Here is a 25353-nt window from a genome sequence, read left to right as displayed (position 1 = left end):
CCATGCGGCATCGCCCCCTTTCGCTGACCCTCGACCTCATCGCCCGTGCCCATCCGACTCCGGTCGCCGACGATGCGAGCGCCTTGCATCTCATCAGCGATCTCGACCTCGCGCCCGGCCTCGACAGGATGCTCCGGCACCGGCCGACGGAGGATGGAGGGCTCTGGGTGTTCGGATACGGTTCGCTGATCTGGCAGCCGGAATTCGCCGTGGCCGAGCGGCGCGTCGGCACGGTGAGAGGCTATCACCGGCGCTTTTGCCTGCTGCAGCGGCGGTTTCGCGGGAGCCGCGAACGGCCGGGCCTCGTCCTTGCCCTCGACCGGGGCGGCATCTGCCGCGGAATCGTGTTTCGCCTGAGGGGATCGGATCCGGTCGAGACCCTGATGCCGGTCTGGCGCCGGGAGATGCGCGGCGGAGGCTATGCGGGACGCTGGGTCGTCGTCGAAACCGCGACCGGGCCGGTCACCGCCCTGACCTTCGTCGTCAACCGCGCCAGCGACCGCTATACTGGGCGCCTCGCGGAGGAGGAGATCGCCGACCGGATCGCCACCGGCGCGGGGCATCTCGGCCCGAGCGCGGAATACCTATTCCGCACGGCACAGGCCTGCGCGGATGCCGGCATTCTCGACGACCATCTCTGGCGGTTGCAGCATCTCGTGGCCGAGCGCCTGGAGGCCGCGTATCGACAGCAAGCGGAGCTGCGCGTCGCCACGCGGTAACGGGTCCCTCCTTCCCGCATCGCTGATTTCGAGGTGGAAGAGAGGGCCGGCGACCCGCCCGGAAACTACGCAGGTGCGGCCTCGTTGGTCTGCATCGGCAAGGTCGCTCCGCACAGGTGTGCACGGGCGAATTCCGGTGCATCTTCCTTCGAGGAGATGCCGGATATCGGTGATCGCCCGGGGGCAGCAGCGGGAAGGCTTCGACCCATGAGCCTCATACCATGAGCAAATGCCCACCTCCGACGCCGCTGCCGCCCGATCGCAGGCTGGCTTTCTTTGAATGGGAGGGTCCCGCCGCGCCGCGCGGAGCGCTCCGGGCCAGGGTCCGCGCCGCCAATCGACGCTCCGAGCCCGAATGCGTCGCCTCCTTGATGACGAACGTTCATCAGAGTGCGGCGGAGGATGCCGCGGCGACGCATCTGGCGGGGCGCCTCGTCGCTGCCTTGCGCGAGAAAGGCGCGCGCGGGCCCGTCGAGCAGCTGATGCGCGAGTTCAGCCTGTCGAGCGCCGAGGGCGTCGCCCTGATGTGCCTCGCTGAAGCACTTCTGCGCATTCCGGATACGGCGAGCCGCGACGCCCTCATCCGCGACAAGATCGGACATGGCGATTGGCGGTCGCATCTCGGCCATCCCACCTCGCTGTTCGCCGGTGCAGCCGCGTGGAGCCTCGCGCTGACGGGGCGGGTGGTCGGCGTCGAGGACGAGGCCGGCCTGACGGCGGCGCTGACGGGCGTCCTGCGTCGGGCGGGCCAGCCGGCCATCCGCATGGGTGTCGATCTGGCGATGCGGATGCTCGGCGGCCAGTTCGTCACCGGCCGCAGCATCGCCGAAGCGCTCCGCAACAGCCGGCCGAAGGAGGAGAAGGGCTTCCGCTATTCCTATGACATGCTGGGCGAGGCGGCAGTGAATGCAGCGGATGCCGCCCGCTATCTGGCGGATTATGCCGGCGCCATCGCGGCGATCGGTGTGGCCTCGGCCGGGCGCGGGCCTCTCGATGGGCCGGGCATCTCGGTCAAGCTCTCAGCGCTGCACCCGCGCTATGCCCGCGCCCAGCGCGACCGGGTGATGGACGAGTTGCTGCCGAGGCTGACGGACCTCGCCCTCGCGGCCAGCCGCCATGATATCGGGTTCAACATCGATGCCGAGGAGGCCGACCGGCTCGACCTCTCCCTCGATCTCCTCGAAGCCCTGGCGTCGGACGAGCGTCTTGCCGGCTGGGACGGGCTCGGCTTCGTCGTACAGGCCTATCAGAAGCGCGCGCTCCCCGTGCTGGACGTCGTCATCGATCTCGCGCGGCGGAGCGGACACCGCCTCATGGTCCGCCTCGTCAAGGGCGCATACTGGGATTCGGAGATCAAGCGCGCCCAGGTCGATGGGCTCGACGGTTTCCCGGTCTTCACCCGGAAGCTCCATACCGACGTGTCGTACCTCGCCTGCGCGCGCCGGCTTCTGGCGGCCGGAGACGCAGTGTTTCCGCAATTCGCGACCCACAATGCCCGCACGCTCGCCGACATCGTCGCCATGGCGGGGGACGATTTTCAGCCCGGCGACTACGAGTTCCAGTGCCTGCACGGCATGGGCGAAGCGCTCTACGAGGAGGTGGTCGGCGGCGCGATCCTCGACCGGCCATGCCGGATCTATGCGCCGGTGGGCTCGCACGACACGCTGCTCGCCTATCTCGTCCGGCGCCTGCTGGAGAACGGAGCAAACTCCTCCTTCGTCAACCGGATCGCCGATCCCGCCGTGTCGGCCGGCGACCTCGTTGCCAACCCGCTGGAGCTGGCCCGCCGGGTCGTACCGCCGGGATCGGGCCATCCGGGGATCGCTCTGCCGCGCGATCTCTTCGGCCCGAGCCGCGTGAACGCGCGCGGCCTCGACCTGTCCGACGAGGACGTGCTCGCGTCCCTCGGCGCGAGCCTGCGGGCGGGTGCAGGGACACCCCGCCTGTGTCGGCCCGTTCCGACGGATGAGTATGACGGCACGAAACGCGCCGTACTCAACCCCGCCGACCGGAACGACATCGTCGGCCACGTGATCGAGGCAGAGGCGGAGATCGTCGACGCCGCCATCGCGCGTGCGACATCAGCCTCCAGCGCCTGGGCGACGACGGCGCCATCGCGGCGGGCCGGTATCCTGAACGTGGCGGCGGACCGGATCGAGGCGCGGCGTGACGCGTTCCTCGGGTTGCTGATCCGGGAAGCCGGCAAGACCCTCACCGATGCCGTCGGCGAGATCCGCGAGGCGGTGGATTTCCTGCGCTATTACGGAGCGCAGGCAGCGGGATTCGATCCCGCGACTCATCCGCCCCTTGGCGTCGTCGCCTGTATCAGCCCCTGGAACTTCCCCCTCGCCATCTTCATCGGGCAGGTCGGAGCCGCGCTCGCCGCCGGCAATGCCGTCCTCGCCAAGCCAGCCGAGGAAACGCCCCTGGTGGCCGGGCTCGCCGTGGAGATCCTGATCGAGGCGGGAATTCCTGACGGCGTGCTCGGTCTCCTGCCGGGAGACGGTGCGATCGGCGCGCGCCTCGTGGCCGATCCTCGGGTCCAGGGCGTGCTCTTTACCGGTTCGACCGATGTCGCCAAGGCGATCCAGGCCGAACTCGCCAGGCGGCTCGGACCGGATGGACGGCCGATTCCGTTCGTGGCCGAGACGGGTGGCCAGAACGCCCTGGTCGTCGATTCCTCCGCCCTGCCGGAGCAGGTCGTCGCCGATGTGGTGATGTCGGCCTTCAATTCCGCCGGACAGCGCTGCTCGGCGCTTCGCGTGCTCTGCCTTCAGGAGGAGGTGGCCGACCGCATCCTCGCCATGCTCGAAGGCGCCATGGCCGAACTGACGATCGGCAATCCCGACCGGCTCGCTACCGATATCGGGCCGGTGATCAGCGAGGCTGCGCGGGAGGCGATCGAAGAACATGTGGCGCGGATGCGGGAACGCGGCCACGCCGTGCATCGGGTCGCGCTGCCGCCCTCCTGCGCGGCCGGCCATTTCGTTTCCCCGACCCTGATCGCCATCGACAGTCTCGACGACCTGTCCGGCGAGATCTTCGGCCCCGTCCTCCACGTCCTGCGTATCAGGCGCGACGATCTCGGCCGGATCGTCGATGCCATCGCCGGGACCGGCTACGGCCTGACCTTCGGCGTCCATAGCCGGATCGACGCTACCGTCTCGCGCCTCGTGGACGGGGTCCATGCGGGCAACATCTACGTCAACCGCAACCTCATCGGGGCCGTCGTCGGCCTTCAGCCCTTCGGCGGCGAAGGCCTGTCGGGGACGGGACCGAAGGCCGGCGGCCCGCTCTATCTCCGCCGCCTCCTGGCTTCGGCGCCAGCGAAGACCGGCCTCGTCCGGCGGCCCGCCGCGATGCCCGAGGCGCTGGCGTCCCTGCGCGACGCCCTGTCGGTGGCGGGCAGGGAGAGGGAGGCGGCGCGCTGCGACGCCTATGCCGAACGGAGCCTCCTCGGACTCGACATCGCCCTGCCCGGCCCGGTGGGCGAGAGCAACCGCTACAGCCTGCATCCGCGCGGCACGGTCCTGTGCCTGCCAACCAGCGGAACCGGGCTGTTCGCACAGATCGCGGCCTGCCTCGCCACCGGCAATACGGTCCGGCTCGTCCCGCCTGCCGGCCTGCGACCGATGCTCGACCTTCTGCCCCGTGCGGTTCGGGGCACGATCGGCGTGGCCGATGGGCCGGACGCCGTGGGCTGCGCGGCGATCCTGGCGGAGGGCGGGGCGGAGGGCGGGGCGGATGCGGCCCTCGCGGCGACGCGGAGAGCCGCCGCGCTGCCGGGCGCCATCATCCCAGTCCTCGCCGTGTCGCCGGACGAACTGGAGAAAGGAGCCGACGATTACTCGTTGGAATGGCTTCTCCGGGAGCGCAGCGTCAGCATCAACACCGCGGCGGCAGGCGGCAATGCCGCCCTCATGACCCTCGGCGAGGATAGCGATGCGATCACGGTCCCGCCCGCCACCTCATCCTGAAGTGCCGAAGCGCAGCGAAGGCCTCGAAGGAGCCCCCGGCTCGCGTAGCGGGTTCTGGAGCCCTCCTTCGAGGCGGCTATCGCAGTGCCTCAGGACGAGGTCGTGGAAGGGAAGAAAAACGTCACGGTCTCCGCTCGTCGATACCTGTCGAACCGAGGGAACCCTCTCAGACAGAAAAGGTCGCGGCCTGTCCGTGCAGCAGACCGGTCTCATCCACGAGTTGCCAGACGATGGCATCGCGAATCGGGAAGCGGGTTCCGTCCTTGCGGATGCGGATGCCGGCATAATTGGCGACGAACCCGTCACGGGTGACGGCGTCGAGCAGGCGCTGACGCTCGGCGCGTTCCGGGGCCTCGGCCGAGAAGCGAGAGGGCAACCCGATGAGCTCGTCCTTCTCGTAGCCGAAGATGCGCAGAGCGGTCAGGTTCGCATAGATGAAACGCGGGTCCTCTGCTCCATCATGGGCCAGGACCGCGAAGGGGGCCTCGGCATGGAGCCAGGCCGCGTCGCCCCCAGACTCGGGCACCAGCGACCGGCCGACGGCACGGCGAAAACTCCCGGTCAGGAGCGTATGGAAACCGGGATCGTTGCAGACATCCACGTCGGGCACCTGTGTCAGCGGGAGGCCGAGGGCCGCTCGAACCGGGCATAGGCGGCCAGGACGAGGTAAGCGACGAGGCTACCGAACGCGGCGGCGACCGCCTTGACCAGGAAATCGCCCAGACGCGCATGGCGGGTCGGCGACAATTCCTGGCCGAATTCGAGGAGGCCGGCCACCGCCATGCCGGTCATGAGCCCGAGATACCAGCGCTTGGGATAGGCCAGGATCAAGAGGAAGCCGAACAGGGCGTAGGCGCTCATCCGCTCGACATTCGCCGAGGCGACGACCGGCCGGAGCCCGATCGGCGACAGCGTCACGAAGACCAGGATCGCGAGGATGACGAAGACCGACAGGCGCAAGAGAGTTCTCGTCATCGAAGCGTGCCACCGAACCGCGACGCCAGCTTGCGTCATGCCGGGTCTTGTTGGGCAAGCACCGGGTCCAGCCTGATCTCGACCATGCTGAAGGTATTATTAAGACGCGGTTACGCGGCGGATGTTTCCCGCCGCGTCTTGCCGACCGGCAAGCCGGCTCGCATGGCCGCTGCGGAGCGTCAGTGCTGGTCTGCGCGCGCCTTGTTGGCGAAGTCGTTCACGGTAGCCACGGCCTGGTCGAACCGCTTCTCGCTTTCCGCGAAGCGCAGGAATCCCACGCGTTCCACCAGGATTTCCGGCGGAGTCGGCTGCGTCGCGAAGAGCATCATTACTTCGTCCATGAAGTCGCCGAGGGGCATGTATCCCTCCCGCGTCGACTGGCCGGGCGTGAGTTCCGTCTGCACGGCGGGCGGCACGAGCTCGATGACCTCGACCCTGCCCTTAACGGCGTCCCGCAGGCTGACCGTGTAGGAATGGATCGCCGCCTTCGTCGCCGAATAGGTCGGGGTCGAGACGAGCGGCACGAAGGCGAGGCCCGACGAGACGTTTACGACCGCCGCGTCCGGCTGAGCGGAGAGATGGTCGATCAGCGCGTTGGTGAGGCGGATCGGCCCCAGCAGGTTGGTGGTCACCATCGCCTCGGCATCCGCCAGATCACGGGACCGGGTGAGATCCTCGAACAGCATGATCCCGGCATTGTTGATCAGGACGTTCAGGTCGGGATGGGCGGCGATCACCGTCGCGGCGAAAGCGTCTATCCCGGCTTTGTCCTCGACATCGAGCACATAGCCGACCATGCCGGGATTGGCCTCCGTGACCGCATCGAGCCGATCACGGCGGCGGCCGGCGATGATCACCGTGTTGCCCTGGGCCTGGAAACGCTCCGCCAGTTCGCGGCCGATCCCCGATGCGCCGCCGGTGATGAGAATGGTGTTGCCGCTCGTCTTCATGGGACATCCCTCCTGGTTGTCCCAAACAGATGCCGCGCCTACTCTCCGATGGGTAGAAGGCACCAAAAAGATTTGTACTTACCAAAAGGAGAGCGTGAAATGCCGGCCCCGCACCCACCCGCCGATGCGGATCCGCGCGTCGAGGCGCTGGTTCACGACCTGATCGGCCGCGTCGCCGATAAATGGACGATGCTGGTCCTCGAAATCCTGGAAGAGAGGGGCGAGCTTCGTTTCACCGAACTCAGCCGCTCGATCGGCACGATCAGCCAGAAGATGCTGACCCAGACTCTCCGCCACATGGAGCGGGACGGATTGGTGATCCGCACCGTGCATCCGGTGGTGCCGCCCAAGGTCGAGTATCGGCTGACGGAACTCGGCCAGAGCCTCGGCGCCGCCTTCTGCGGCGTGTGGATCTGGGCCGAGCAGAACCTCGCGGCGGTGGAGACGGCGCGCGAGACGTTCGACGGGCCCCTCCCCTCGGGAGGCTGACCCCGTCAGTTCACTTCGACCTGCACCACACCGGGCACCGCCCGCAGGGCACCGGCGATCTGCGGCGTCGCCTGGTAGCGGCCGGGGAGCTTGACCTCGACCTCCCGGTCGCCGCCGTCGAGGAGGAGGATCAGCGAGACCTCGCCCTCGCCGCGCACCTGCAGGCGCTGCTGCACGCTGACGATGGGGCGCTCGTCGCGGAGATAGACGCGCATGCCCTTCTGGTGGCGTGCCACCGCCTCGTCGAGAGGCTCGGCGGTGACGATGCGCGCGCGCACATCCTCGCCTTCGAGATTGGCCTGGATCTGCAGCACCAGCGGCCGGCCGGGCTCCAGGATCTCGCGGTACTGGCCGAGGCCCTCCTGGAAGATGATCGCCTCGAAATGCCCGGTCTGGTCCGAGAGCGTGACGATGCCGAGCTTGTTGCCGGATTTGGTGCGGCGCTCCGACCGGTCGAGGACGGACGCGGCGACCTTGCCGACGCTCGACGTGCCGGCGCGGACCGAGCGGCAGAACTCGGCCCAGCTCTGGACGCGCAGCTTCTCCAGCAGGCCGGCATATTCGTCGAGCGGATGGCCCGAGAGGAAGAAGCCGATGGCCTCGTATTCCTTCTTCAGCTTCTCGGCCATGGGCCAGGGCTCGTAGGCGGGCACCCGCAGGGTCACGTCGGCCGAAGCGATGCCGCCGAACATGTCGACGATGCCCGTATTGGCCGCCTCCGCCGCCCCTTGCGCCAGCTTCATCATCGGCTCGACGGCGGCGCAGGCCCGCGCGCGGTCGACCTCAATGCAATCCATGGCGCCGGCCGCCACGAGATTCTCCAGTGTACGCTTGTTGATGAGGCGCGGGTTGAGCCGGCGCGCCAGGCAGGCGAGGTCCTTGAACGGCGTGTCGCCGCGTGCCTCCACCACGGCCTCGACGGCGGCCCGGCCCACGCCCTTGATGGCGGCGAGCGCATAGCCGATGCGCCCGTCATGGACCTCGAAATTGACCCCCGAGGTGTTGATCGAGGGCGGGTCCACCGGGATACCGAGGCGCTGGGCGTCCTGGCGGAACTCGGCGAGCTTGTCGGTGACGTCGATGTCGAGCTGCATCGCGGCGGCCAGGAACTCCACCGGGTAATTCGCCTTGAGATAGGCCGTCTGGTAGGTCAGCAGGGCGTAGGCGGCGGCGTGCGATTTGTTGAAGCCGTAATCGGCGAATTTCGCCAGCAGGTCGAAGATCTCGTTGGCCTTGGCCTCGGTGAGGCCGCGCTCCACCGAGCCCTTCACGAAACGGTCGCGCTGGGCGTCCATCTCGGCCTTGATCTTCTTGCCCATGGCGCGGCGGAGCATGTCGGCGTCGCCGAGCGAGTAGCCGGCCAGAAGCTTGGCCACCTCCATCACCTGCTCTTGGTAGACGATGATGCCGAAGGTCTCCTTGAGGATCGGCTCCAGCTTCTCGTGCGGGTACCAGCTCGCCTCGTTGCCGGCATCGCGGCCGAGCTTGCGCTCGCAATAGACCGGGATGTTGGCCATGGGGCCGGGCCGGTAGAGCGCCACGAGGGCGATGATGTCCTCGAACCGGTCGGCCTGCATCTCGACCAGCGCCTTGCGCATGCCGGCGGATTCCACCTGGAACACGCCCACCGTCTCGCCGCGCTTCATCGGCGTATAGGTCGCCGCGTCGTCGAGGGGCAGCGAGGCGAGATCGACGATGATGCCGCGCTGCGCCAGAAGGTCGGTGCAGCAGCGCAGCATCGTCAGGGTCTTGAGGCCGAGGAAGTCGAACTTCACGAGGCCCGCCGCCTCGACCCATTTCATGTTGAACTGGGTCACCCGCATCCCGGTCTTCGGGTCGCGGTAGAGCGGCACGAGCTGTTCCAGCGGCCGGTCGCCGATGACCACGCCCGCCGCGTGGGTCGAAGCGTGGCGGTGCAGACCCTCGAGCTTCTTGGCGATCTGCATCAACCGGGCGACGACGGGCTCCTCCTCCATCGCCGCCTGAAGCTTGGGCTCGCCCTCGATGGCCTGGACCAGGGTGACGGGGTTGGCCGGGTTCTGCGGCACCAGCTTCGTCAGCTTGTCGACCTGCCCATAGGGCATCTCCAACACGCGGCCGACGTCGCGCAGCACGCCGCGCGCCTGCAGCGTACCGAAGGTGATGATCTGCGCGACCTGCTCGTGGCCGTAGCGTTCCTGCACGTACTGGATCACGCGCTCACGGCCATCGACGCAGAAATCGATGTCGAAATCCGGCATCGAGACGCGCTCGGGGTTGAGGAAGCGCTCGAACAGCAGACCGAAGCGCAGCGGATCGAGATCGGTGATCAGGAGCGCGTAGGCGACGAGGGAGCCGGCACCCGAACCACGGCCCGGCCCCACCGGGATGTCGTGGTCCTTGGCCCATTTGATGAAGTCCGACACGATGAGGAAGTAGCCGGGGAATTTCATCTTCACGATGACGTCGAGCTCGAAGGCCAGACGGTCGCGATAGACTTGTTCGGTCATGCCCTCGCATGGGCCGTGCTGGGCGAGGCGCAGTTCCAGCCCGGCCTCGGCCTGGCGGCGCAGTTCGGACGGTTCGTCGAGGGCGATCTCCTCGGCGACATCCGGCGAGACCGCCTCCACGGGCAGCGCGTCGAGAGCGGCCACGACGCCGAAATTTGGCAGGATCGGCTTGCGGGTGCGCACCCGATAGGTGCAGCGCATGGCGATTTCCACGGTGGCGGACAGGGCATCCGGCAGGTCGTGGAAGAGCTTGGCCATTTCGGCGCGGGTCTTGAAGCCGTGGCGCGGAGTGAGCTTGCGGCGGCGCTCGTCCGAAACGAGGCGCCCCTCGGCGATGGCGAGCAACGCGTCGTGGGCGTCGTAATCGTCGGGCTTGGCGAAGAACGGTTCGTTGGTGGCCACGATCGAGAGGCCGTTGGAATCGGCGAGCCGGATCAGCTCGCGCTCCACCATGCGCTCGTCATCGAGCCCGTGGCGCAGGATCTCCACGTAGAGCCGGTCCTCGCCGAAAGCCTGTTTCAGCTGGGCGAGACGGGCGGCGGCGAGCTCGACACGTCCGCCGCGCAGGGCCGTATCGAGGGGGCCGGTGGTGCCACCCGTCAGAGCGATGAGGCCTTCCGCGTTCTCCGCCAGTGCCTCTACGGTGAGACGGGGCGCATCGCCCAGGGGGCCGTCGAAATAGGCACGGCTCGCCAGACGCAGGAGGTTGCCGTAGCCGGCCTCGCTCTGCGCCAGCACGACGACGTTGGAGGTAGTGATCTGCGATAGCCGCGCCATCGGGTCCGGCGCCTCGAAGGCCACGGAGAGCTGCATGCCGGCGATGGGCTGGATGCCCGTTCCGGCGGCCTTCTCGGAAAATTCCAGCGCCCCGAACAGGTTGTTGGTGTCGGTGAGCGCCAGCGCCGGCTGCCGGTCGGCGGCGGCCGCCTTGACGATGTCGCCGACCTTCAGCGCCCCTTCGAGCAGCGAGAAGGACGAGTGGACATGGAGGTGGACGAAACCGGGATCTTTGAGGATGCGCGCCATGACTCAACCCATCCCGAGTCGCGGTTCACGGTCCATTACCATTACCACATCCGGCGCATTTGCCTGTGGAGAGGGCCGTTCCTGCAACGCCCCCTCCCCCCATTTCCGCCTATTCGGCCGGCAGGGCGAACCGCTTCGTCTTCGGTTCTTTCCCCCGCGCCGTCTCATCGAGGGCGTCGGTGAATTGCAGGGCGGCCAGCTGCGCGTAGAGCGCCCCCTGCGCCAGCAAGCTCTCATGCGTTCCGGTCTCGACGATCCTGCCGCCGTCGAGGACGAGGATGCGGTCGGCAGCGCGGATCGTTGCCAGCCGATGGGCGATGACCAGGGTCGTGCGCCCCCGCATGAGCGTATCGAGCGCGGTCTGCACCGCGCGCTCGCTCTCGGCATCGAGGGCCGAGGTCGCTTCGTCGAGGAGCAGGATCGGCGCGTCCTTGAGAATGGCGCGGGCAATGGCGACACGCTGGCGCTGACCGCCGGACAGCGTGACGCCGCGCTCGCCGACCTGCGTGTCGTAGCCCTGCGGCAGGGCGCGGATGAAGCCGTCCGCATGGGCGAGTTCCGCTGCGCGATGAACCTCCGCCTCGCTCGCCCGTGGGCGACCGTAGCGGATGTTCTCGATCACCGAGCCGGAGAAGACAGTGGGATCCTGCGGCACGAGGGACATGCGCTCGCGCAGGGCATCCGGATCGACGCTGGCGATGTCGATTCCATCGACGCGCACGATGCCGGATTGCGGATCGTAGAAGCGCAGCAGCGCCTGCAGCACCGTGGTCTTGCCCGCCCCCGAAGGGCCCACGAGGGCGACGCGCTCCCCATGCGCCACCTGGAAGCTGATCCCGTCGAGGGAGGGATGCTCCGGCCGGGTCGGATAGGTCAGGCGGACCGATTCGAAGGCCACCTCGCCGCGCGGCGGCACCGGAAGGAGTTTCGGCTCGGCGGGTGCGCGGATCGCGGGCTCGGCGGCCAGAATCTCGCCAAGGCGTTCGGCGGCGCCGGCGGCCTGCGCGAGTTCGCCGTAGACCTCTGAAAGCTGCCCCAGGGCGCTCGCGCCGAACACGGCGTAGAGCACGAATTGCGAGAGCTGGCCCGCCGTCATCGTACCGGCCAGCACCCCTTGGGCGCCGTACCACATCACCCCGACGACGCTGGCGGAGATGAGGAAGATCGCGACGCCGGTGAGCAGGGCGCGCGCCTTCACCGAGTCACGGGCGGCCGAATAGGCATTCTCGGAAGCCTGCCCGAAATGCTCCGCCGTGGCGCGACCCATGCCGAAGGCCTGCATGGTGCGAATCGCCCCGATCGCCTCCGCCGCATAGGCCGAGGCGTCGGCCAGCCGGTCCTGCGCGGCGCGGGAACGCCGCCGCACGCCGCGTCCGGACAGGATCAGCGGGAACACGATGAGCGGGATCGCCACGAGAACCAGGATCGACAGTTTGGGACTGGTGATGACCATCATCACCACCGCGCCGACGAACAGGAAGGCATTTCGCAGCAGGATCGAGATGGAGACCCCGAACACGGCCTTGACCTGGGTCGCGTCGGCGGTGAGCCGGGAGACGATCTCGCCCGATTGCGTGCGGTCGAAGAAAGCGGGATCGAGGATGGTGAGGCGGGCGAAGACCGCGCTGCGCAGGTCCGCGACCACGCGCTCACCCAGCGTCACCACGGTGTAGTACCGGGCGGCACTCGACAGGGCGAGCACCGACACCACGCCGATCAGAGCCATGAAGTAAGCGTCGATGACGCTGTGGCCTTCGGGCGAGAAGCCGTGGTCGATCACCCGGCGCAGGGCGATCGGCACCACGAGGGTCGCAACCGAGGCCGAAAGCAGCGACAGGAACGCCGCGAGGATGCGACCGCGATAGACCAAGGCGAAGGGAATCAGCGGCCTCAGCGACCCGAGAGGAGCTTTGCCGCGACCGTTGCCGCCCGGGCCTTCGCCCTGTGAATTCTTTTTACGCCCGCGAGCCATCGTGCCTCGTCATCATCCCCGACACAGAATCGGTTTCAAGAAAATAGCGGTCCCGACGATCTCCCGCGCCCGACCGCTTGTTCGGAAGAAGCACGTGGGGTATAGGCCCGCCTTCATCCGATTGCGCGTGATCTAAGGCCGCGGGCCGCCAGGCGGGCCGGTCGGCGTGGCTATTCAAGGATTTCGTCATGGCAAAGAGTGCGGCCGACAAGGCCAAGGGTACCGAACATCCCGACTACCATTTCATCAAGGTCGTGATGACCGATGGGTCCGACTACATGACCCGGTCGACCTACGGCAAGGAGGGCGACACCCTCAACCTCGACATCGACCCGAATACGCACCCGGCCTGGACTGGCGGCGAGCAGAAGATGCTTGATCGCGGCGGCCGTGTTTCGCGGTTCAACTCGCGCTTCGGCGCCCTGTCCTTCGGCAAGAAGTGATTCGAGCGAACTGACCGCCGCGACCGGTTGGTGGCGGCGGAGGGTTTTGGATACGCGAAAGGGCGACGCCATCGAGGCGCCGCCCTTTCGCGTTTCAGGCATCGAAGCCCAACCCTGTTTCAGTGGGCGGTACCGAAGGCGCTCCGCAGCAGACCCTGCTGCGCGGCGACGGGGCTTTCCCCGAAGACCGGGGTCGGGCGGTCGTCGGAGATGAGGCCGTCGAGATGCAGGATGCGGGCGTGGAGCCGGCGCGAGCGGACGGTGAGGTCCTGAAGGCGGGCCGGGAGAGTGACGAAGGTCTCGGCGCGGAAGGTCTCCGGTGTCGCGAGACGGACGCGGGTCTTCTCCTGGAGGGCCTGGGCGGGGGTGATCTCGCCCTCCGACACGGCACGCTGCACCAGAAGCCACGACGCGATCTGCATGAGCCGGGTGGTGAGGCGCATGCTCTCGCTGGCATAGGACAGGGTGCTGTCGCGCGACAGCAGCCGCGATTCCTCGCGTCCATCGCCATCGAGATAGGCCGCGGCTTCTTCGACCATGGTCATGCCTTCGCGGAACAGGACGCGAAAGGCCTCGGAATTCACATACGTGTCGCCGAAGTTGACCCAGTCCCGCTCGTCGCGAAAGGTGACATCCAACTCGTTCATCCTGCCTCCTGTGCCGCTACCGGACCGCTTTGTCCCGATCTGAGACACGATCAGTGCGTTCGCGACCAGAGGCGCAACACTAGCGCCGAACGTGCCGCCCCGCGCCGTTGACCGGGGATTAACGTTAATGGGCCGGACTGGTGCCGATGAAACCGCATTTGGCGACGTCGTTCCGCGAATCGGCGGAACGAAAAAAAAGCCGCCCGGAGGGGCGGCTTTGGTGAAGTCGACAGAGGCATCAAAACAGCGGCAGACCGAAATCTGCCCCACATCCGGAAAACCGGATATGATTTCTTCATAAGCTGAAAAGGTTAACGCCCGACTAAGGGCGGACACGGTCCGGCGACAGAACGGGCGCTGGGAAATGCCCGCGCCAGAATTGACTTCGCCCCCCCTCTCCGCCATAAGCCGCGCCATCGCGTTGCCGCGCCCCATGTGGGCGCTCTTCGCGCTTGCAGACACATTTCAGGGCGAGTGAAGATGTCGGTGGGGCTCCTGCAGCCAGCCGGATCGATCCTCGGCCATCGGAGATCGCGCCATGAAGAGAACCTATCAGCCCAGCAAGCTCGTGCGTAAGCGTCGTCACGGCTTCCGCGCTCGCATGGCGACGGCCGGCGGCCGCAAGGTCATCGCTGCCCGCCGCTCGCACGGTCGCAAGAAGCTCTCGGCCTGATTTCTAGGCGCCCCGGCGGCGTAGTCCGCTGGGGTAGGCCTTGATCAACCCGAGGCTTGCCCAAGCGATGACCTCGCCCCTTGGCCGCAGGATCGAACCGGCAGTGTCGACGATCGGACGGCTGAAGCGGAGACCGGACTTTCTCGCTGCTGCGGGAGGGCGCCGTTTTCACACCGAGCTCATGAGTGCCCAAGGCCGGCTGCGTCATGCGGCCGGCACGCCTGTGCCTGCCACCTCGGAGAGCGCGGCGGTCGATGGACTTCGCATCGGCTTCACGATCACCAAGCGGGTCGGTCACGCGACGGAGCGCAACCGCATCCGCCGCCGATTGCGCGATGCCGTGAAGCGCGCAGCAGCCGAGTTGCCGTCCGCCGAGGCCGATATCGTGCTCGTGGCCCGTCGCCCCGCTCTGCATGCGCCTTTCGACACGCTGGTCGCCGATCTGCGCCGTTCCGTTGGCGCGGTGATCAAGCCGAGCGACGGCAGGCAGCAGGGTCAGAAGAACCGCCCCGGACGTGGGAAAGGTCGCCTCGGCGCGGCCAACCCGGCCGATGCCGTGAAAGGCCCGGTTCGCGGCGCCCCGACACCATCCTGCCATCATGCGGCCGATGCGCCCCTGCAGCACGAGGCGCCGTCGATGCCTCGCGCGGCGAGCGGAGCCTTCGACGCCTCCCCTCCTTCGAACACACGCGACGGATCTCTCGATGGGTAATGACAAGACGAACATGATCGTCGCGATCGCCTTGTCGCTGGCGGTCCTGCTCGGGTGGAACTACTTCATCGCCGCCCCCCGCGTGGAGCAGCAGCGTCAGGCCGAGCTTCAGAACAAGGCTGCGGCCCAGGCTGCCAACCCGACCGGCGCTCCTTCGGCGAGCCCGGCGGAAGGTGGTCCCTCGGCTCCCGTTCCGGGCACCCTGCCGAACGCGGCCGTATCGGTGGAGAGCCGCGAGGCGGCTCTGGCCCGTTCCCCGCGCGTGGCCATCGACACCCCGGCCCTGGCCGGTTCGATCGCCCTGAAGGGTGGCCGCGTCGATGACGTCTCGCTCAAGGGCTACCACGAGACCGTGAGCGATTCGAGCCCGCGCATCGTGCTGCTCTCGCCCACCGGTAGCGCGAACCCGTATTACGCAGAATTCGGCTGGGTCGGTCAGAACACAGGCCCCCTCCCCACGGGCGACACGGTGTGGACCGCCGATGCCGCCGCGCTGACGCCGGCAAAGCCTCTGACCCTCACCTACGACAACGGCGCAGGCCTGCTGTTCAAGCGCGTCATCGCCGTCGACGACAAGTTCATGTTCACGATCCGCGACGAGGTCGAGAACAAGGGGGCGAACGCCGTCACGCTGTATCCGTATGGGCTGGTCTCGCGCTGGGGCAAGCCAACGACGCAGGGCTATTACGTGCTGCATGAGGGCATGATCGGCGTCCTCGGCGCCGACGGCCTGCAGGAATACACCTATGACCACGTTGCCAAGGAGCCGGCGCTCGGCAATGCCGGCACCAAGGGCAAGGCCTGGGCGAACGTGAGCGGCGGCTTCGTCGGCATCACCGACAAGTACTGGGCCGCGGCCACGATCCCGGACCAGGCCGCGCCCTATACCGGCAGCTTCACCGAACGCACCGACGGTGCCACCAAGGTCTATCAGGCCAGCGTGCGTGGCGATGGCCGCAGCGTCGAGCCGGGCGCGACCGTGACGTCGACCCAGCAGCTCTTCGCCGGTGCCAAGGAAGTCAACACGATCAACGGCTACCAGAAGGATCTCGGCATCAAGCAGTTCGATCTGATGATCGACTGGGGCTGGTTCCACTTCATCACCAAGCCAATGTTCCGCGCGTTGGACTTCTTCTTCCACCTGTTCGGCAATTTCGGCGTGTCGATCCTGGTGGTGACGTTCTGCCTTAAGCTGCTGTTCCTGCCGATCGCCAACAAGTCGTACCAGTCCATGGCCAAGATGAAGGCCGTGCAGCCGGAGATGGCCTCGATCCGCGAGCGCTACGGCGACGACAAGATGAAGCAGCAACAGGCGATGATGGAGCTGTACAAGAAGGAGAAGATCAACCCGGTCGCCGGCTGCTGGCCGGTGCTGATCCAGATCCCGGTCTTCTTCGCGCTCTACAAAGTCCTGTTCATCACCATCGAGATGCGGCATGCGCCGTTCTTCGGCTGGATCCAGGATCTCGCCGCTCCCGATCCGACGAACATCCTGAACCTGTTCGGGCTCCTGCCCTTCGCTGCCCCGGACTTCATCCATCTCGGCATCTGGCCGATCGTGATGGGCATCACGATGTTCATCCAGATGAAGATGAACCCCGCGCCGCCGGACCCGGTCCAGGCGCAGATCTTCACCTTCATGCCCATCGTGTTCACCTTCATGCTCGGCTCTTTCCCGGCCGGTCTGGTGATCTACTGGGCCTGGAACAACACCCTCTCGGTCATCCAGCAATACGTCATCATGCGCCGCAACGGCGTGAAGGTGGAGTTGTGGGACAACCTCGGCGGGATGTTCAAGAAGAAGCCCGCCGACAAGAACGCACCGGCCAAGAGCTAGGCTTAGCGTTCTTCCCAACGAGACCACCCCGGCTCCTCATCACGAGACGCCGGAGCGAAGCGGAGGCCTCGAAAGAGGCCTCCAAGACCCGACGCGGTTTCTGGACGCCTCCTTCGAGGCCGCTTCGCGGCACCTCAGGATGAGGTCGATGGTGGGACACGTCACGTTTCCCTCTCTCAGCCGGAGACCATGATGACCGAGCCCGAAGCCGACGCAGCCCTCCTCGAATCCGGCCGCCTGCTGTTCGCGGGAGTGGCTGATTTCCTGTCCTCCGCGCCGAACGTCGCCGCGCTGCCGCCGATGAAGGGCGTCGAGATCGCCTTTGCCGGGCGCTCCAATGTCGGCAAGTCGAGCCTCGTCAACGCACTGACCGGCCGCAATACCCTGGCGCGGACGTCGCATACGCCGGGCCGGACGCAGCAACTCAACTTCTTCGATATCGGCGGGCGACTGACCCTGGTGGACATGCCCGGCTACGGCTACGCGGCCGTGGAGAAGACCAAGGTCGAGGCCTGGACCGACTTGATCCACGACTACCTCAAGGGTCGCGCCAATCTCGCCCGCGTCTTCATGCTGATCGATTCCCGCCACGGATTGAAGAGCATCGATACCGACGTGCTCGACGGGCTCGACAAGGCCGCCGTGAGCTATCAGATCGTCCTGACCAAGGGCGATGCCCTGAAGAAGGCCGAAGTCGATGCGCGCATTGCCGGCATCCGCTCCGCCATCGCCAAGCGCCCGGCGGCCTACCCTGAGATCCTGATCACATCCAGCCGCGACGACCGTGGCGTGCCGGAACTACGGGCGAGCGTCGCCCGGATCCTGGCCGAGCGCGGCGCATGACCGGCTTCGACCGTGCCCTCCTTGCTCTCGGCGCGCTCGCCGGCCTGCTCGGCGTCGCCGCTAGCGCGGCCGCGGCCCATATCCCCGGAGCCGACAGCCTGAAGACGGCGGCGCAGTTTCTGCTGTTCCACGCGCCCGCCATCATCGCACTCGTGGCCCTGACGGCCACCGGGATCACTCACCGCCTTACGACCCGGGTCGCCGCTGCCGCCCTGGTGATCGGACTCGCGCTATTCTCCGGTGATCTGTCCTTGCGTGCCCTGAAGGGCATTCCGCTCTTTACGATGGCCGCGCCGACTGGCGGCGTCATCCTCATGGCCGGCTGGCTGGTCGCGGCATTGGCCGCTTTCGTTCCGGCGCGGACCCGACAGGGTCCACTTGGCCAGCACACGCCCGCAATTCGATCCTAGCGACACCTCGACCCTTGGCGCGTTCGTCCAAGGTCGAGGGGCGGTTCGGAGTGGCACCCGGTCCTTGCAGTGCCTCGAGAAAGTTCCGGTTCACACACGGCTCCCGTTCCGAACCCTAGAGCAAAACGGAAGTTCTACGGGTGGGACTCAGACGAACAGGAAATCGGTCGCGTGCAGATCCGCGACCTGCAGGCCGGCGAGCCTGATGCTGCCCTCGTCATACTGAATGACGACGCCGGCGCTGGTGTTCTCGGCGTGAGAGACCACGGCGGCAAAGGAGCCCAGCACATCCTTCTCCAGGCGAATGACGTCGGGCGAGCCCGATCCGGGGCTGAAGTCGGTGATGACGTCCTTGCCTGTGAGCCGATCGAAAACGAAGGTATCGCGGCCGGCGCCGCCGGTCAGTCTGTCGTTGCCGGTCCCGCCGATCAGCATGTCATTGCCGTCATCGCCTCGGAGCGAGTCGTTGCCGGCGTCGCCGAACAGGATGTCGGCGCTTGACCCGCCGTTCAGTACGTCCTTCCCCTCGCCCCCGAACAGCTTGTCCGACGAGCCATCCCCCGAAAGGACATCGTCGCCGCTGGCGCCCACGAGCCGGTCCACCCCGTCCCCGCCCTGAAGCGTGTCGTTGCCGGCACCACCATTGAGTTGGTCGTCCCCGATGTTGCCGCTCAGGAGATTGTTGGCGGCATCGCCCGTAAGCTTATCGTTCTGGTCGGTCCCACTGACATTCTCGACGCCGGAGACGGTTTGCTTGCCTTCTTCACCGCCGACGATGAAATAAGACTTCTGGCTCAGATTGACGTTGGCGGCTCGGTCGAAAGCAACGAACGCTAGAGTATCGGTACCCGACTGGCCATGAACGTCGTCGATGAACAAGTCGTAGCGCATGACGAACCGGTCGTCGCCAGATCCGCCGTAGAGCGTATCGACGCCGTTATCTGCGATCAGCAGATCGTTGCCACCGCCGCCATAGAGGGTGTCGCTGCCGATATAATTCGTCGCCGAATCGGAGTCGCCAAAAATGGTATCATCCCCGCCTCGACCGTAGATCACATCGTTGCCACTGTAGCCGAGAATATAGTCTTTCTCGTCAGTCACACCCGTGGTGTAATCTATGAGATCGGCCTGACCCGTGCCCATTACATACGCCATGTCGTTCCTTTCCTTCGCATTCTCCAACGAGGATCGATTTGCATGACTAGCCTAGCCTTTTGCAGGCAGACAGGCAATAACGGAATATATACTTGATTTATAAAAGTATTTCTTAGAAATCTGGTCTTTGTCTGCAGTTTTCAGCGCTCTCGACGCCTCATCCCTGATGGCCTCCTTCACGGGATCGAGGTGTTCGCCCAATGTGGGGACGGCGCGGAATCATCCTTCGCGAGTGCCCAACCCCGATAGGCGGGGCATGAAATCTCGGCGCTCAGACAAGAGGATCAGTCATCACCGGCAGGGCGAAGTCGGCAATATTGAATGCTCCACGCCATAGGCCGGGCATCCGAATGGATCGGGACGACAGGCTACAGCGAGATCCCGTTCACCCGCGTTACCACCGCCCTGATCACGGAGCGGCGCTGACGCACCGGTTCGCCGTGACCGCCTTCTAGATCACCGTCGCCATCGGCCTGCGGGGGTGATGGTATACGCTCTCTCACCCCCCGCGCCGGAGGGAGGATCGCTTGCTGAAACCCTGGATTCTGTTCGCCGCCTGCCTCGCGGCCATCCCCGTCCGCGCCGCGCCGATCGAGGAGAACGAGCCGTTGGTGATGCGGATCATCTTCGAGGATTGCCTCGGTTATATCCGCCACGGCCGCACGCCGTTCCAGGGGCTCGCGACGCGGCCCGCCTCGCGTGAGGCGATCGACACCATCCCACACCGTGCACCGGACCGGGAGAAGGCGGTGGAGCTTTTGTCGCCGCGCTACGTCGCATCCTGGGGGCAGGACAATAACGGCAGGCACTGCCTCATCCGTACGGTCTGGCAGGCCGAGCCCGACGCCCGGCCAATGCGCCTTGGCGTGCGAAGTGAGGGCTTCCTCCAGCGCGTCGATGCGCGCGCCCGCGCCGAGGGTCTGACGAGCAGCGGTATGGCGGATGCATTCACGCCGATATCCGTCAGCTCCTGGTCAGAGGGCGAAACCGGCCATGACAGCGGTCCGCTGCGGCCGGTCAGTTTCTCGCTCGTGGCCTCGGCCGCCGACGAGGCCCGGGGCCTCGCCGATGCGGGCGTGATCGCCATGGGCGGTCCGCCGCAGGGACGCCCTTGAAAGCCCGCCCCTCGTCCTATGCGGTAGAGCGGCGGGCTCGCGCCACGTAGTCGGGTCAGGCCCGAGAAACAGGCCGTCCCCTACGGCATCACTGGAGGGTGGTAGGTGAGCGTGAAGGCGAGCGCCCAGAGCAGGAACAGCACCACCGGCAGATGGATGATGAGCTGAAGGAAGCTGAACCCTACGATGTCGCGGGCCTTGAGGCCGAGGATGCCGAGAAGCGGCAACATCCAGAACGGGTTGATCAGGTTCGGCAGCGCTTCGGCAGCGTTGTAGATCATCACCGCCCAGCCGAGATGGACCTGCAGCTCGTTGGCCGCCTGCATCACGTAGGGCGCTTCCAGCAGCCATTTGCCGCCGCCCGACGGCACGAAGAAGCCGAGCACCGCCGAATAGACGCCCATGGAAATCGGGAAGCTGCCCGTGGTGTTCAGCGCCACGAACGCGTGAGTGATGACATCCGAGACCGAGGTACCGCCCGCGTTCTTCGCGTTGGTCAGCATGGCGCTGATCGCCGCGTAGAGGGGGAACTGGATCAGCACACCGGCGGTGGCCGGCACCGCCTTCGCCACGGAGGCGAGGAAGTTCCGCGGCCGCCAATGCAGCAGCAGGCCGAGGGTGAGGAAAAGCAGGTTGTAGGTGTTGAGGTTGGAGATCGCTGTGATCCAGGATTGGCGCGCGAATTCCTGGTAGAGCCAGCCGGCGGCGATGATGACGAGGAGCAGGGTCAGGATCGGCGAATGCTCCAGCCATTCCGAGGGCTGCTGCGGCCGAGACTCGTCCGGCTTGTCGCGCGAGACGTCGAGGCCGAGATCGTCGGCCGTCACGGCGGTGGCGGGCTGCGGCGCCGAGACATAGGCGATGATGATCGAGATCACGAAGAGGATCAGGGCGATCAGCATCGACTGCCAGAGGAAGATCGTCTCGCTGAACGGGATCACGCCGGTGATCGGCAGCAGGCTCGGCGGCAAGCTCTTCGGATTGGCCTGGAGCTGGGCGGCCGATGAGCTGAGCCCCATGGCCCAGGTGGCGCCGAGCCCGAGATAGGCCGCGGCACCGGCGGCCCGGTAATCCATGCGAAGTTCGGTGCGGCGGGCGAGCGCGCGGGCGAGAAGGCCGCCGAAGATCAGGCTGAGGCCCCAGCTCAGGAACGACGACAGCATCGTCGCCGCCGCCACGAAGCCGACCGCGCCCCGGCCGGTCTTCGGCACGAGGGCGAGCCGGTCGATCAGCCGCTGCACCGGTGGCGCCGTCGCCACCACGTAGCCGCCGATGGTGACGAAGGCCATCTGCATGGTGAAGGGGATCAGGCTCCAGAACCCGTCACCGAAGCTCTTGGCCACCGTCATCGCAGGCGCGCCGTTGGCCAGCGCCCCGAGGGCCACGATGACCACCGCGATGGCCACGAAGATGAACGCGTCGGGAAACCAGCGCTCGGCCCAGACGGTGAAGCGGATGCCGAGGCGGGACAGGGCACCATCGGTGGCGACTTCGCCGACGGGGCGGCCGGTTCCCGGTTTGGACGGAACCGGATCGCGGGATTCTGGACTGGGTGCCGACATCTGAAATCCCGCCGTGATCCGGCCTGGTCCACCAAGCCGATGCCGTGCATGTTGCCCAAACATGGAGCGGGCTCAAGCCCGGCTTTTTGGCTTGTCACCAAGCTAAAGTCGGCGGGGATGGGTCGCCTTCAACCTTCCTTCAGTACCGCGCGTCTCACTATGCGCCGCGATCCTTCCAGGGGATGTCGTGTGACACGGCCAGCGAGCAAATCCGTCCAGGAGATCATTCGCGACCGTCGCCCGAATGCGGATGCGCCGTTCCGTGATCTCACCGATGGAACGGAAACCGGTCCTGCTGACAGGGTAAGGAGAACCCACGGCTCGCAACTGGCCTGGCTGTTCAGCATCCTTGCCAGCGCCGCGGCGATTGCCGGTGCTGTGCTCGCCGTCCTGGCGGCGCCACCTGTGTTTGACTGCCGAAACCGGGCCGAACAGGGCTTCTTCGTAGGACAGACCTATGGTGGCTGCGTAGCAAGTGAGGTTTCGGCGCGGTGGAACCTGCTCGAACAGCGCGTGAAGCTGGCACTGCGCGGCTCGGGTCGCTGAACTACGCTTTCTTCCCCGTGCCAGGAACCCCCGTCTATGCAGAAGTTATCCGAGAGGTGGTGGCGACTGCCATGAGATCAGCTTCCGGCGGAGGCGGTCCCCGCCGGAAGCATGGAAGCGAACCTCGCCTCAGTTGAGCGTGGCGCTCGCCGGACGCCGCTCCGGTAAAGCGGGATCGTCGCCGATCATCAGGCCGGACGGGCCGAGCCGGACCGGCACCGCCTCGCCGTCATGGATGCGGCCCGCGAGCAGCTGCTCGGCCAGCCGGTCCTGCACCGCCTTCTGGATGACGCGCTTGAGCGGACGCGCCCCGTAGGCCGGGTCGTAGCCCTTGTCGGCCAGCCAGTCGCGGGCATCGGGCTCCACGTCGAGGGCGATCTTGCGCTCGTCGAGGAGGGTCTGGAGGCGCCCAAGCTGGATATCGACGATCGCCCCCATCTCGGACCGCCGGAGACGGTGGAACAGGATGATCTCGTCGATGCGGTTGAGGAATTCCGGCCGGAAATGATGGCGGACCACACCCATCACCTCCTCGCGGACCTCATCCGTATCCTGCCCTTCCGTCTGAGCCACCAGATATTCCGACCCGAGATTCGAGGTCATGATCAGGAGCGTATTGCGGAAATCCACCGTCCGCCCCTGCCCGTCCGTCAGGCGTCCGTCGTCGAGAACCTGCAACAGGACGTTGAACACGTCCGGATGCGCCTTCTCGATCTCGTCGAACAGCACGACCTGATACGGCCGGCGCCGCACGGCCTCGGTGAGCGCACCGCCCTCCTCATAGCCGACATAGCCCGGAGGCGCGCCAATCAGCCGGGCGACCGAGTGCTTCTCCATGTATTCCGACATGTCGATGCGCACGAGGGCCGTGTCGTCGTCGAACAGGAAGCCGGCCAGCGCCTTGGTCAACTCGGTCTTGCCGACGCCCGTCGGTCCGAGGAACATGAACGAGCCGATCGGCCGGTTCGGATCCTGCAGGCCGGCGCGGGCACGCCGCACGGCGGTGGCCACCGCCTCGACGGCTTCCCGCTGGCCGATGACGCGCTTGCCCAGTTCGGCCTCCATGCCGAGGAGCTTCTCGCGCTCGCCCTCCAGCATCTTGTCCACGGGCACGCCGGTCCAGCGCGAGACGACGCCCGCGATATGGGCCGGCGTCACCGCCTCCTCGACCATGCCGTCGCGGGCGACAGCGCTTTCGGCGGCCGCCTCGTTCTCGGCGAGCTCCCGCTCCAACCCGGGGATCACGCCGTATGCGAGCTCGCCCGCGCGCTGGTACTGGCCCTGGCGCTGGGCCGAGGCGAGTTCGTTGCGCGCCTCGTCGAGCTTCTTCTTGAGCTCGGCCGCCGCACCCAGCTTGTCCTTCTCGGCCTTCCAGCGGGAGGTGATCGCGGCCGACTGCTCTTCGAGATCGGCCAGTTCCTTCTCCAGCCGCACCAGACGGTCGCGGGAGGCGGAATCGGTCTCCTTCTTCAGCGCCTCGCCCTCGATCTTGAGGCGGACCACCTCACGGTCGATGTTGTCGAGCTCCTCCGGCTTCGAATCCACCTGCATGCGCAGGCGCGACCCGGCCTCGTCCATCAGGTCGATGGCTTTATCGGGCAGGAAGCGGTCGGTGATGTAGCGGTTCGACAGAGTCGCGGCCGCCACGAGGGCCGCGTCCTGAATGCGCACGCCGTGATGCTGCTCGTACTTCTCCTTGATGCCGCGCAGGATCGAGACCGTGTCCTCGACGGTGGGCTCGGACACGAAGACGGGCTGGAAGCGGCGGGCCAAGGCCGCGTCCTTCTCCACATGCTTGCGGTATTCGTCGAGCGTGGTCGCGCCGACGCAATGCAGTTCGCCGCGTGCCAGAGCGGGCTTGAGCAGATTCGAGGCGTCCATCGCCCCGTCCGCCTTCCCGGCTCCCACCAGCGTGTGCATTTCGTCGATGAACAGGATGATGCCGCCGGCCGCCGAGGTGACCTCGGAGAGCACGCCCTTCAGCCGCTCCTCGAACTCGCCGCGATATTTCGCTCCGGCGATCAGCGCACCCATGTCGAGGGCGAGCAGGCTCTTGTCCTTCAGGCTCTCCGGCACGTCGCCATCGACGATGCGCAGGGCCAACCCCTCGACGATGGCGGTCTTGCCGACGCCGGGTTCGCCGATCAGAACCGGGTTGTTCTTGGTACGCCGGGACAGGACCTGGATGGTGCGGCGGATCTCCTCGTCGCGACCGATCACCGGGTCGAGCTTACCCTCCCGGGCGGCCTCGGTGAGGTCGCGGGCGTATTTCTTCAGGGCGTCATAGGCATTCTCGGCCGTGGCATTGTCGGCCGTGCGGCCCTTGCGGAGCGCGTTGATGGCGGCGTTCAGCGACGCGGCGGTGACGCCGGCGGCAGCGAGCGCACGGCCGGATTCAGTGTCCTTCTCCACGGCGAGGGCCAGGAGCAGGCGCTCGACGGTGACGTAGGAATCACCCGCCTTCTGGGCGGCCTTCTCGGCGGTGTCGAACAGGCGCACGAGTTCGCGCGTCGCCTGGGGCTGCGCGGAATTGCCCGAGACTTTGGGCTGCTTGGCCAACCATTGCTCGACCTGGGCGAGCGCCACGCGGGACTGTCCGCCGGCGCGGTCGATAAGGCCTGCGCAAAGCCCCTCGGGATCGTCGAGGAGCACCTTCAGGAGGTGGCCGGGCTGCAATTGCGGATGGCCTTCGCGAAGGGCCAGGGATTGCGCGGCCTGGACGAAGCCGCGGGCGCGTTCGGTATAGATCTCGAAATTCATGTCTTTCCTCTCCCCCGTGCCGACGATCCACCGCCCGCCAAGCGGCGCGGCCC

At 66.8% G+C, this 25353-nt stretch carries 20 protein-coding genes; 11 read left to right on the top strand and 9 right to left on the bottom strand.

Annotation, left to right across the window (positions count from 1 at the left end; genetic code table 11):
- Positions 1-2 precede the first annotated feature (2 nt).
- Positions 3-719, top strand: a complete 717-nt coding sequence (locus ACYQR9_RS07980) for a gamma-glutamylcyclotransferase (protein WP_461229266.1) — start codon at positions 3-5, stop codon at positions 717-719.
- A gap of 221 nt (positions 720-940) precedes the next feature.
- Positions 941-4696, top strand: a complete 3756-nt coding sequence (gene putA, locus ACYQR9_RS07975; protein ID WP_461229265.1) for a bifunctional proline dehydrogenase/L-glutamate gamma-semialdehyde dehydrogenase PutA — start codon at positions 941-943, stop codon at positions 4694-4696.
- Positions 4697-4862: 166 nt separating this feature from the next.
- Here putA and ACYQR9_RS07970 read toward each other — a convergent pair whose 3' ends face one another.
- From ACYQR9_RS07970 to ACYQR9_RS07960, 3 genes are all read right to left on the bottom strand, one after another.
- Positions 4863-5297, bottom strand: coding sequence for an MEKHLA domain-containing protein (locus ACYQR9_RS07970; RefSeq protein WP_056431803.1), 435 nt, complete (start codon positions 5295-5297; stop codon positions 4863-4865).
- Between the two features lie 14 nt (positions 5298-5311).
- Positions 5312-5671 carry a VanZ family protein gene (locus tag ACYQR9_RS07965; RefSeq protein WP_461229264.1) on the bottom strand — a complete coding sequence of 120 codons (360 nt, stop codon included), beginning with the start codon at positions 5669-5671 and terminating at the stop codon, positions 5312-5314.
- A 179-nt stretch (positions 5672-5850) separates the two neighbouring features.
- Positions 5851-6621: an SDR family oxidoreductase gene (locus tag ACYQR9_RS07960; protein WP_461229263.1), complete on the bottom strand. Its 771-nt coding sequence runs from the start codon at positions 6619-6621 to the stop codon at positions 5851-5853.
- A gap of 99 nt (positions 6622-6720) precedes the next feature.
- Here ACYQR9_RS07960 and ACYQR9_RS07955 point away from each other — a divergent pair, with 99 nt between their 5' ends.
- Positions 6721-7110, top strand: a complete 390-nt coding sequence (locus ACYQR9_RS07955) for a winged helix-turn-helix transcriptional regulator (RefSeq protein ID WP_461229262.1) — start codon at positions 6721-6723, stop codon at positions 7108-7110.
- A gap of 5 nt (positions 7111-7115) precedes the next feature.
- On the opposite strand, the gene dnaE is transcribed toward ACYQR9_RS07955, so the two are convergent.
- Together dnaE and ACYQR9_RS07945 are read right to left on the bottom strand one after the other, a co-directional pair.
- Positions 7116-10625: a DNA polymerase III subunit alpha gene (gene dnaE, locus ACYQR9_RS07950; protein ID WP_461229261.1), complete on the bottom strand. Its 3510-nt coding sequence runs from the start codon at positions 10623-10625 to the stop codon at positions 7116-7118.
- Between the two features lie 109 nt (positions 10626-10734).
- Entirely contained in the window at positions 10735-12597 is a 1863-nt protein-coding gene (locus ACYQR9_RS07945; protein WP_056431786.1) for an ABC transporter transmembrane domain-containing protein, read from the bottom strand.
- A gap of 188 nt (positions 12598-12785) precedes the next feature.
- Between ACYQR9_RS07945 and rpmE the strand changes: the two genes are divergently transcribed.
- A complete protein-coding gene (gene rpmE / locus ACYQR9_RS07940; RefSeq protein ID WP_018045309.1) occupies positions 12786-13040 on the top strand; it encodes a 50S ribosomal protein L31 in 255 nt (84 codons plus the stop codon).
- A 119-nt stretch (positions 13041-13159) separates the two neighbouring features.
- Here the strand turns inward: rpmE and rcdA are convergent, their stop codons facing one another.
- Positions 13160-13687, bottom strand: a complete 528-nt coding sequence (gene rcdA, locus ACYQR9_RS07935) for a protease adaptor protein RcdA (protein ID WP_056431783.1) — start codon at positions 13685-13687, stop codon at positions 13160-13162.
- Positions 13688-14225: 538 nt separating this feature from the next.
- Here rcdA and rpmH point away from each other — a divergent pair.
- The 5 genes from rpmH (at position 14226) to ACYQR9_RS07910 (ending at position 18162) form a co-directional block, all read left to right on the top strand.
- Positions 14226-14360, top strand: coding sequence for a 50S ribosomal protein L34 (rpmH, locus tag ACYQR9_RS07930; RefSeq protein WP_018045311.1), 135 nt, complete (start codon positions 14226-14228; stop codon positions 14358-14360).
- Between the two features lie 67 nt (positions 14361-14427).
- Positions 14428-15072 carry a ribonuclease P protein component gene (gene rnpA / locus ACYQR9_RS07925; RefSeq protein WP_210348138.1) on the top strand — a complete coding sequence of 215 codons (645 nt, stop codon included), beginning with the start codon at positions 14428-14430 and terminating at the stop codon, positions 15070-15072.
- Positions 15065-16909, top strand: coding sequence for a membrane protein insertase YidC (yidC, locus tag ACYQR9_RS07920; RefSeq protein WP_461229260.1), 1845 nt, complete (start codon positions 15065-15067; stop codon positions 16907-16909). The genes rnpA and yidC overlap by 8 nt, the downstream gene beginning before the upstream one ends.
- 192 nt (positions 16910-17101) lie before the next feature.
- The gene (yihA, locus tag ACYQR9_RS07915) at positions 17102-17752 is read left to right on the top strand and encodes a ribosome biogenesis GTP-binding protein YihA/YsxC (protein ID WP_056432386.1); all 651 of its coding nucleotides are present in this window, start codon (positions 17102-17104) and stop codon (positions 17750-17752) included.
- The gene (locus tag ACYQR9_RS07910; protein ID WP_461229259.1) at positions 17749-18162 is read left to right on the top strand and encodes a DUF423 domain-containing protein; all 414 of its coding nucleotides are present in this window, start codon (positions 17749-17751) and stop codon (positions 18160-18162) included. Before yihA ends, ACYQR9_RS07910 begins: the two co-directional genes overlap by 4 nt.
- Before the next feature lie 147 nt (positions 18163-18309).
- On the opposite strand, the gene ACYQR9_RS07905 is transcribed toward ACYQR9_RS07910, so the two are convergent.
- Entirely contained in the window at positions 18310-19317 is a 1008-nt protein-coding gene (locus tag ACYQR9_RS07905; protein ID WP_461229258.1) for a calcium-binding protein, read from the bottom strand.
- Between the two features lie 527 nt (positions 19318-19844).
- Between ACYQR9_RS07905 and ACYQR9_RS07900 the strand changes: the two genes are divergently transcribed.
- Complete coding sequence (locus ACYQR9_RS07900; RefSeq protein ID WP_461229257.1) at positions 19845-20432, top strand: hypothetical protein; 588 nt, start codon at positions 19845-19847, stop codon at positions 20430-20432.
- A gap of 80 nt (positions 20433-20512) precedes the next feature.
- Here the strand turns inward: ACYQR9_RS07900 and ACYQR9_RS07895 are convergent, their stop codons facing one another.
- The gene (locus ACYQR9_RS07895; protein ID WP_056452022.1) at positions 20513-21994 is read right to left on the bottom strand and encodes a short-chain fatty acid transporter; all 1482 of its coding nucleotides are present in this window, start codon (positions 21992-21994) and stop codon (positions 20513-20515) included.
- 189 nt (positions 21995-22183) lie between these two features.
- Here ACYQR9_RS07895 and ACYQR9_RS07890 point away from each other — a divergent pair, with 189 nt between their 5' ends.
- Positions 22184-22540, top strand: coding sequence for a hypothetical protein (locus ACYQR9_RS07890; RefSeq protein WP_461229256.1), 357 nt, complete (start codon positions 22184-22186; stop codon positions 22538-22540).
- A gap of 129 nt (positions 22541-22669) precedes the next feature.
- Here the strand turns inward: ACYQR9_RS07890 and clpB are convergent, their stop codons facing one another.
- On the bottom strand, positions 22670-25300 hold the full coding sequence (clpB, locus tag ACYQR9_RS07885; RefSeq protein WP_056431759.1) for an ATP-dependent chaperone ClpB: 2631 nt from the start codon (positions 25298-25300) through the stop codon (positions 22670-22672).
- Positions 25301-25353 lie beyond the last annotated feature (53 nt).

The sequence above is a fragment of the Methylobacterium sp. CM6241 genome (assembly GCF_054817845.1).
Note: the sequence above shows the minus strand (reverse complement) of the source record. Positions and strands in the feature narration are given on the sequence as shown.

Excerpts from the sequence above, each read along its gene's own strand:
- ACYQR9_RS07960 (WP_461229263.1), bottom strand. The coding sequence starts at position 6,621 with ATGAAGACGAGCGGCAACACCATTCTCATCACCGGCGGCGCATCGGGG.
- ACYQR9_RS07980 (WP_461229266.1), top strand. The coding sequence starts at position 3 with ATGCGGCATCGCCCCCTTTCGCTGACCCTCGACCTCATCGCCCGTGCC.
- ACYQR9_RS07910 (WP_461229259.1), top strand. The coding sequence starts at position 17,749 with ATGACCGGCTTCGACCGTGCCCTCCTTGCTCTCGGCGCGCTCGCCGGC.
- putA (WP_461229265.1), top strand. The coding sequence starts at position 941 with ATGAGCAAATGCCCACCTCCGACGCCGCTGCCGCCCGATCGCAGGCTG.
- clpB (WP_056431759.1), bottom strand. The coding sequence starts at position 25,300 with ATGAATTTCGAGATCTATACCGAACGCGCCCGCGGCTTCGTCCAGGCC.
- rcdA (WP_056431783.1), bottom strand. The coding sequence starts at position 13,687 with ATGAACGAGTTGGATGTCACCTTTCGCGACGAGCGGGACTGGGTCAAC.
- ACYQR9_RS07945 (WP_056431786.1), bottom strand. The coding sequence starts at position 12,597 with ATGGCTCGCGGGCGTAAAAAGAATTCACAGGGCGAAGGCCCGGGCGGC.
- ACYQR9_RS07895 (WP_056452022.1), bottom strand. The coding sequence starts at position 21,994 with ATGTCGGCACCCAGTCCAGAATCCCGCGATCCGGTTCCGTCCAAACCG.
- rpmE (WP_018045309.1), top strand. The coding sequence starts at position 12,786 with ATGGCAAAGAGTGCGGCCGACAAGGCCAAGGGTACCGAACATCCCGAC.
- ACYQR9_RS07905 (WP_461229258.1), bottom strand. The coding sequence starts at position 19,317 with ATGGCGTATGTAATGGGCACGGGTCAGGCCGATCTCATAGATTACACC.
- yidC (WP_461229260.1), top strand. The coding sequence starts at position 15,065 with ATGGGTAATGACAAGACGAACATGATCGTCGCGATCGCCTTGTCGCTG.
- rpmH (WP_018045311.1), top strand. The coding sequence starts at position 14,226 with ATGAAGAGAACCTATCAGCCCAGCAAGCTCGTGCGTAAGCGTCGTCAC.
- yihA (WP_056432386.1), top strand. The coding sequence starts at position 17,102 with ATGACCGAGCCCGAAGCCGACGCAGCCCTCCTCGAATCCGGCCGCCTG.
- dnaE (WP_461229261.1), bottom strand. The coding sequence starts at position 10,625 with ATGGCGCGCATCCTCAAAGATCCCGGTTTCGTCCACCTCCATGTCCAC.
- ACYQR9_RS07955 (WP_461229262.1), top strand. The coding sequence starts at position 6,721 with ATGCCGGCCCCGCACCCACCCGCCGATGCGGATCCGCGCGTCGAGGCG.
- ACYQR9_RS07965 (WP_461229264.1), bottom strand. The coding sequence starts at position 5,671 with ATGACGAGAACTCTCTTGCGCCTGTCGGTCTTCGTCATCCTCGCGATC.
- rnpA (WP_210348138.1), top strand. The coding sequence starts at position 14,428 with ATGACCTCGCCCCTTGGCCGCAGGATCGAACCGGCAGTGTCGACGATC.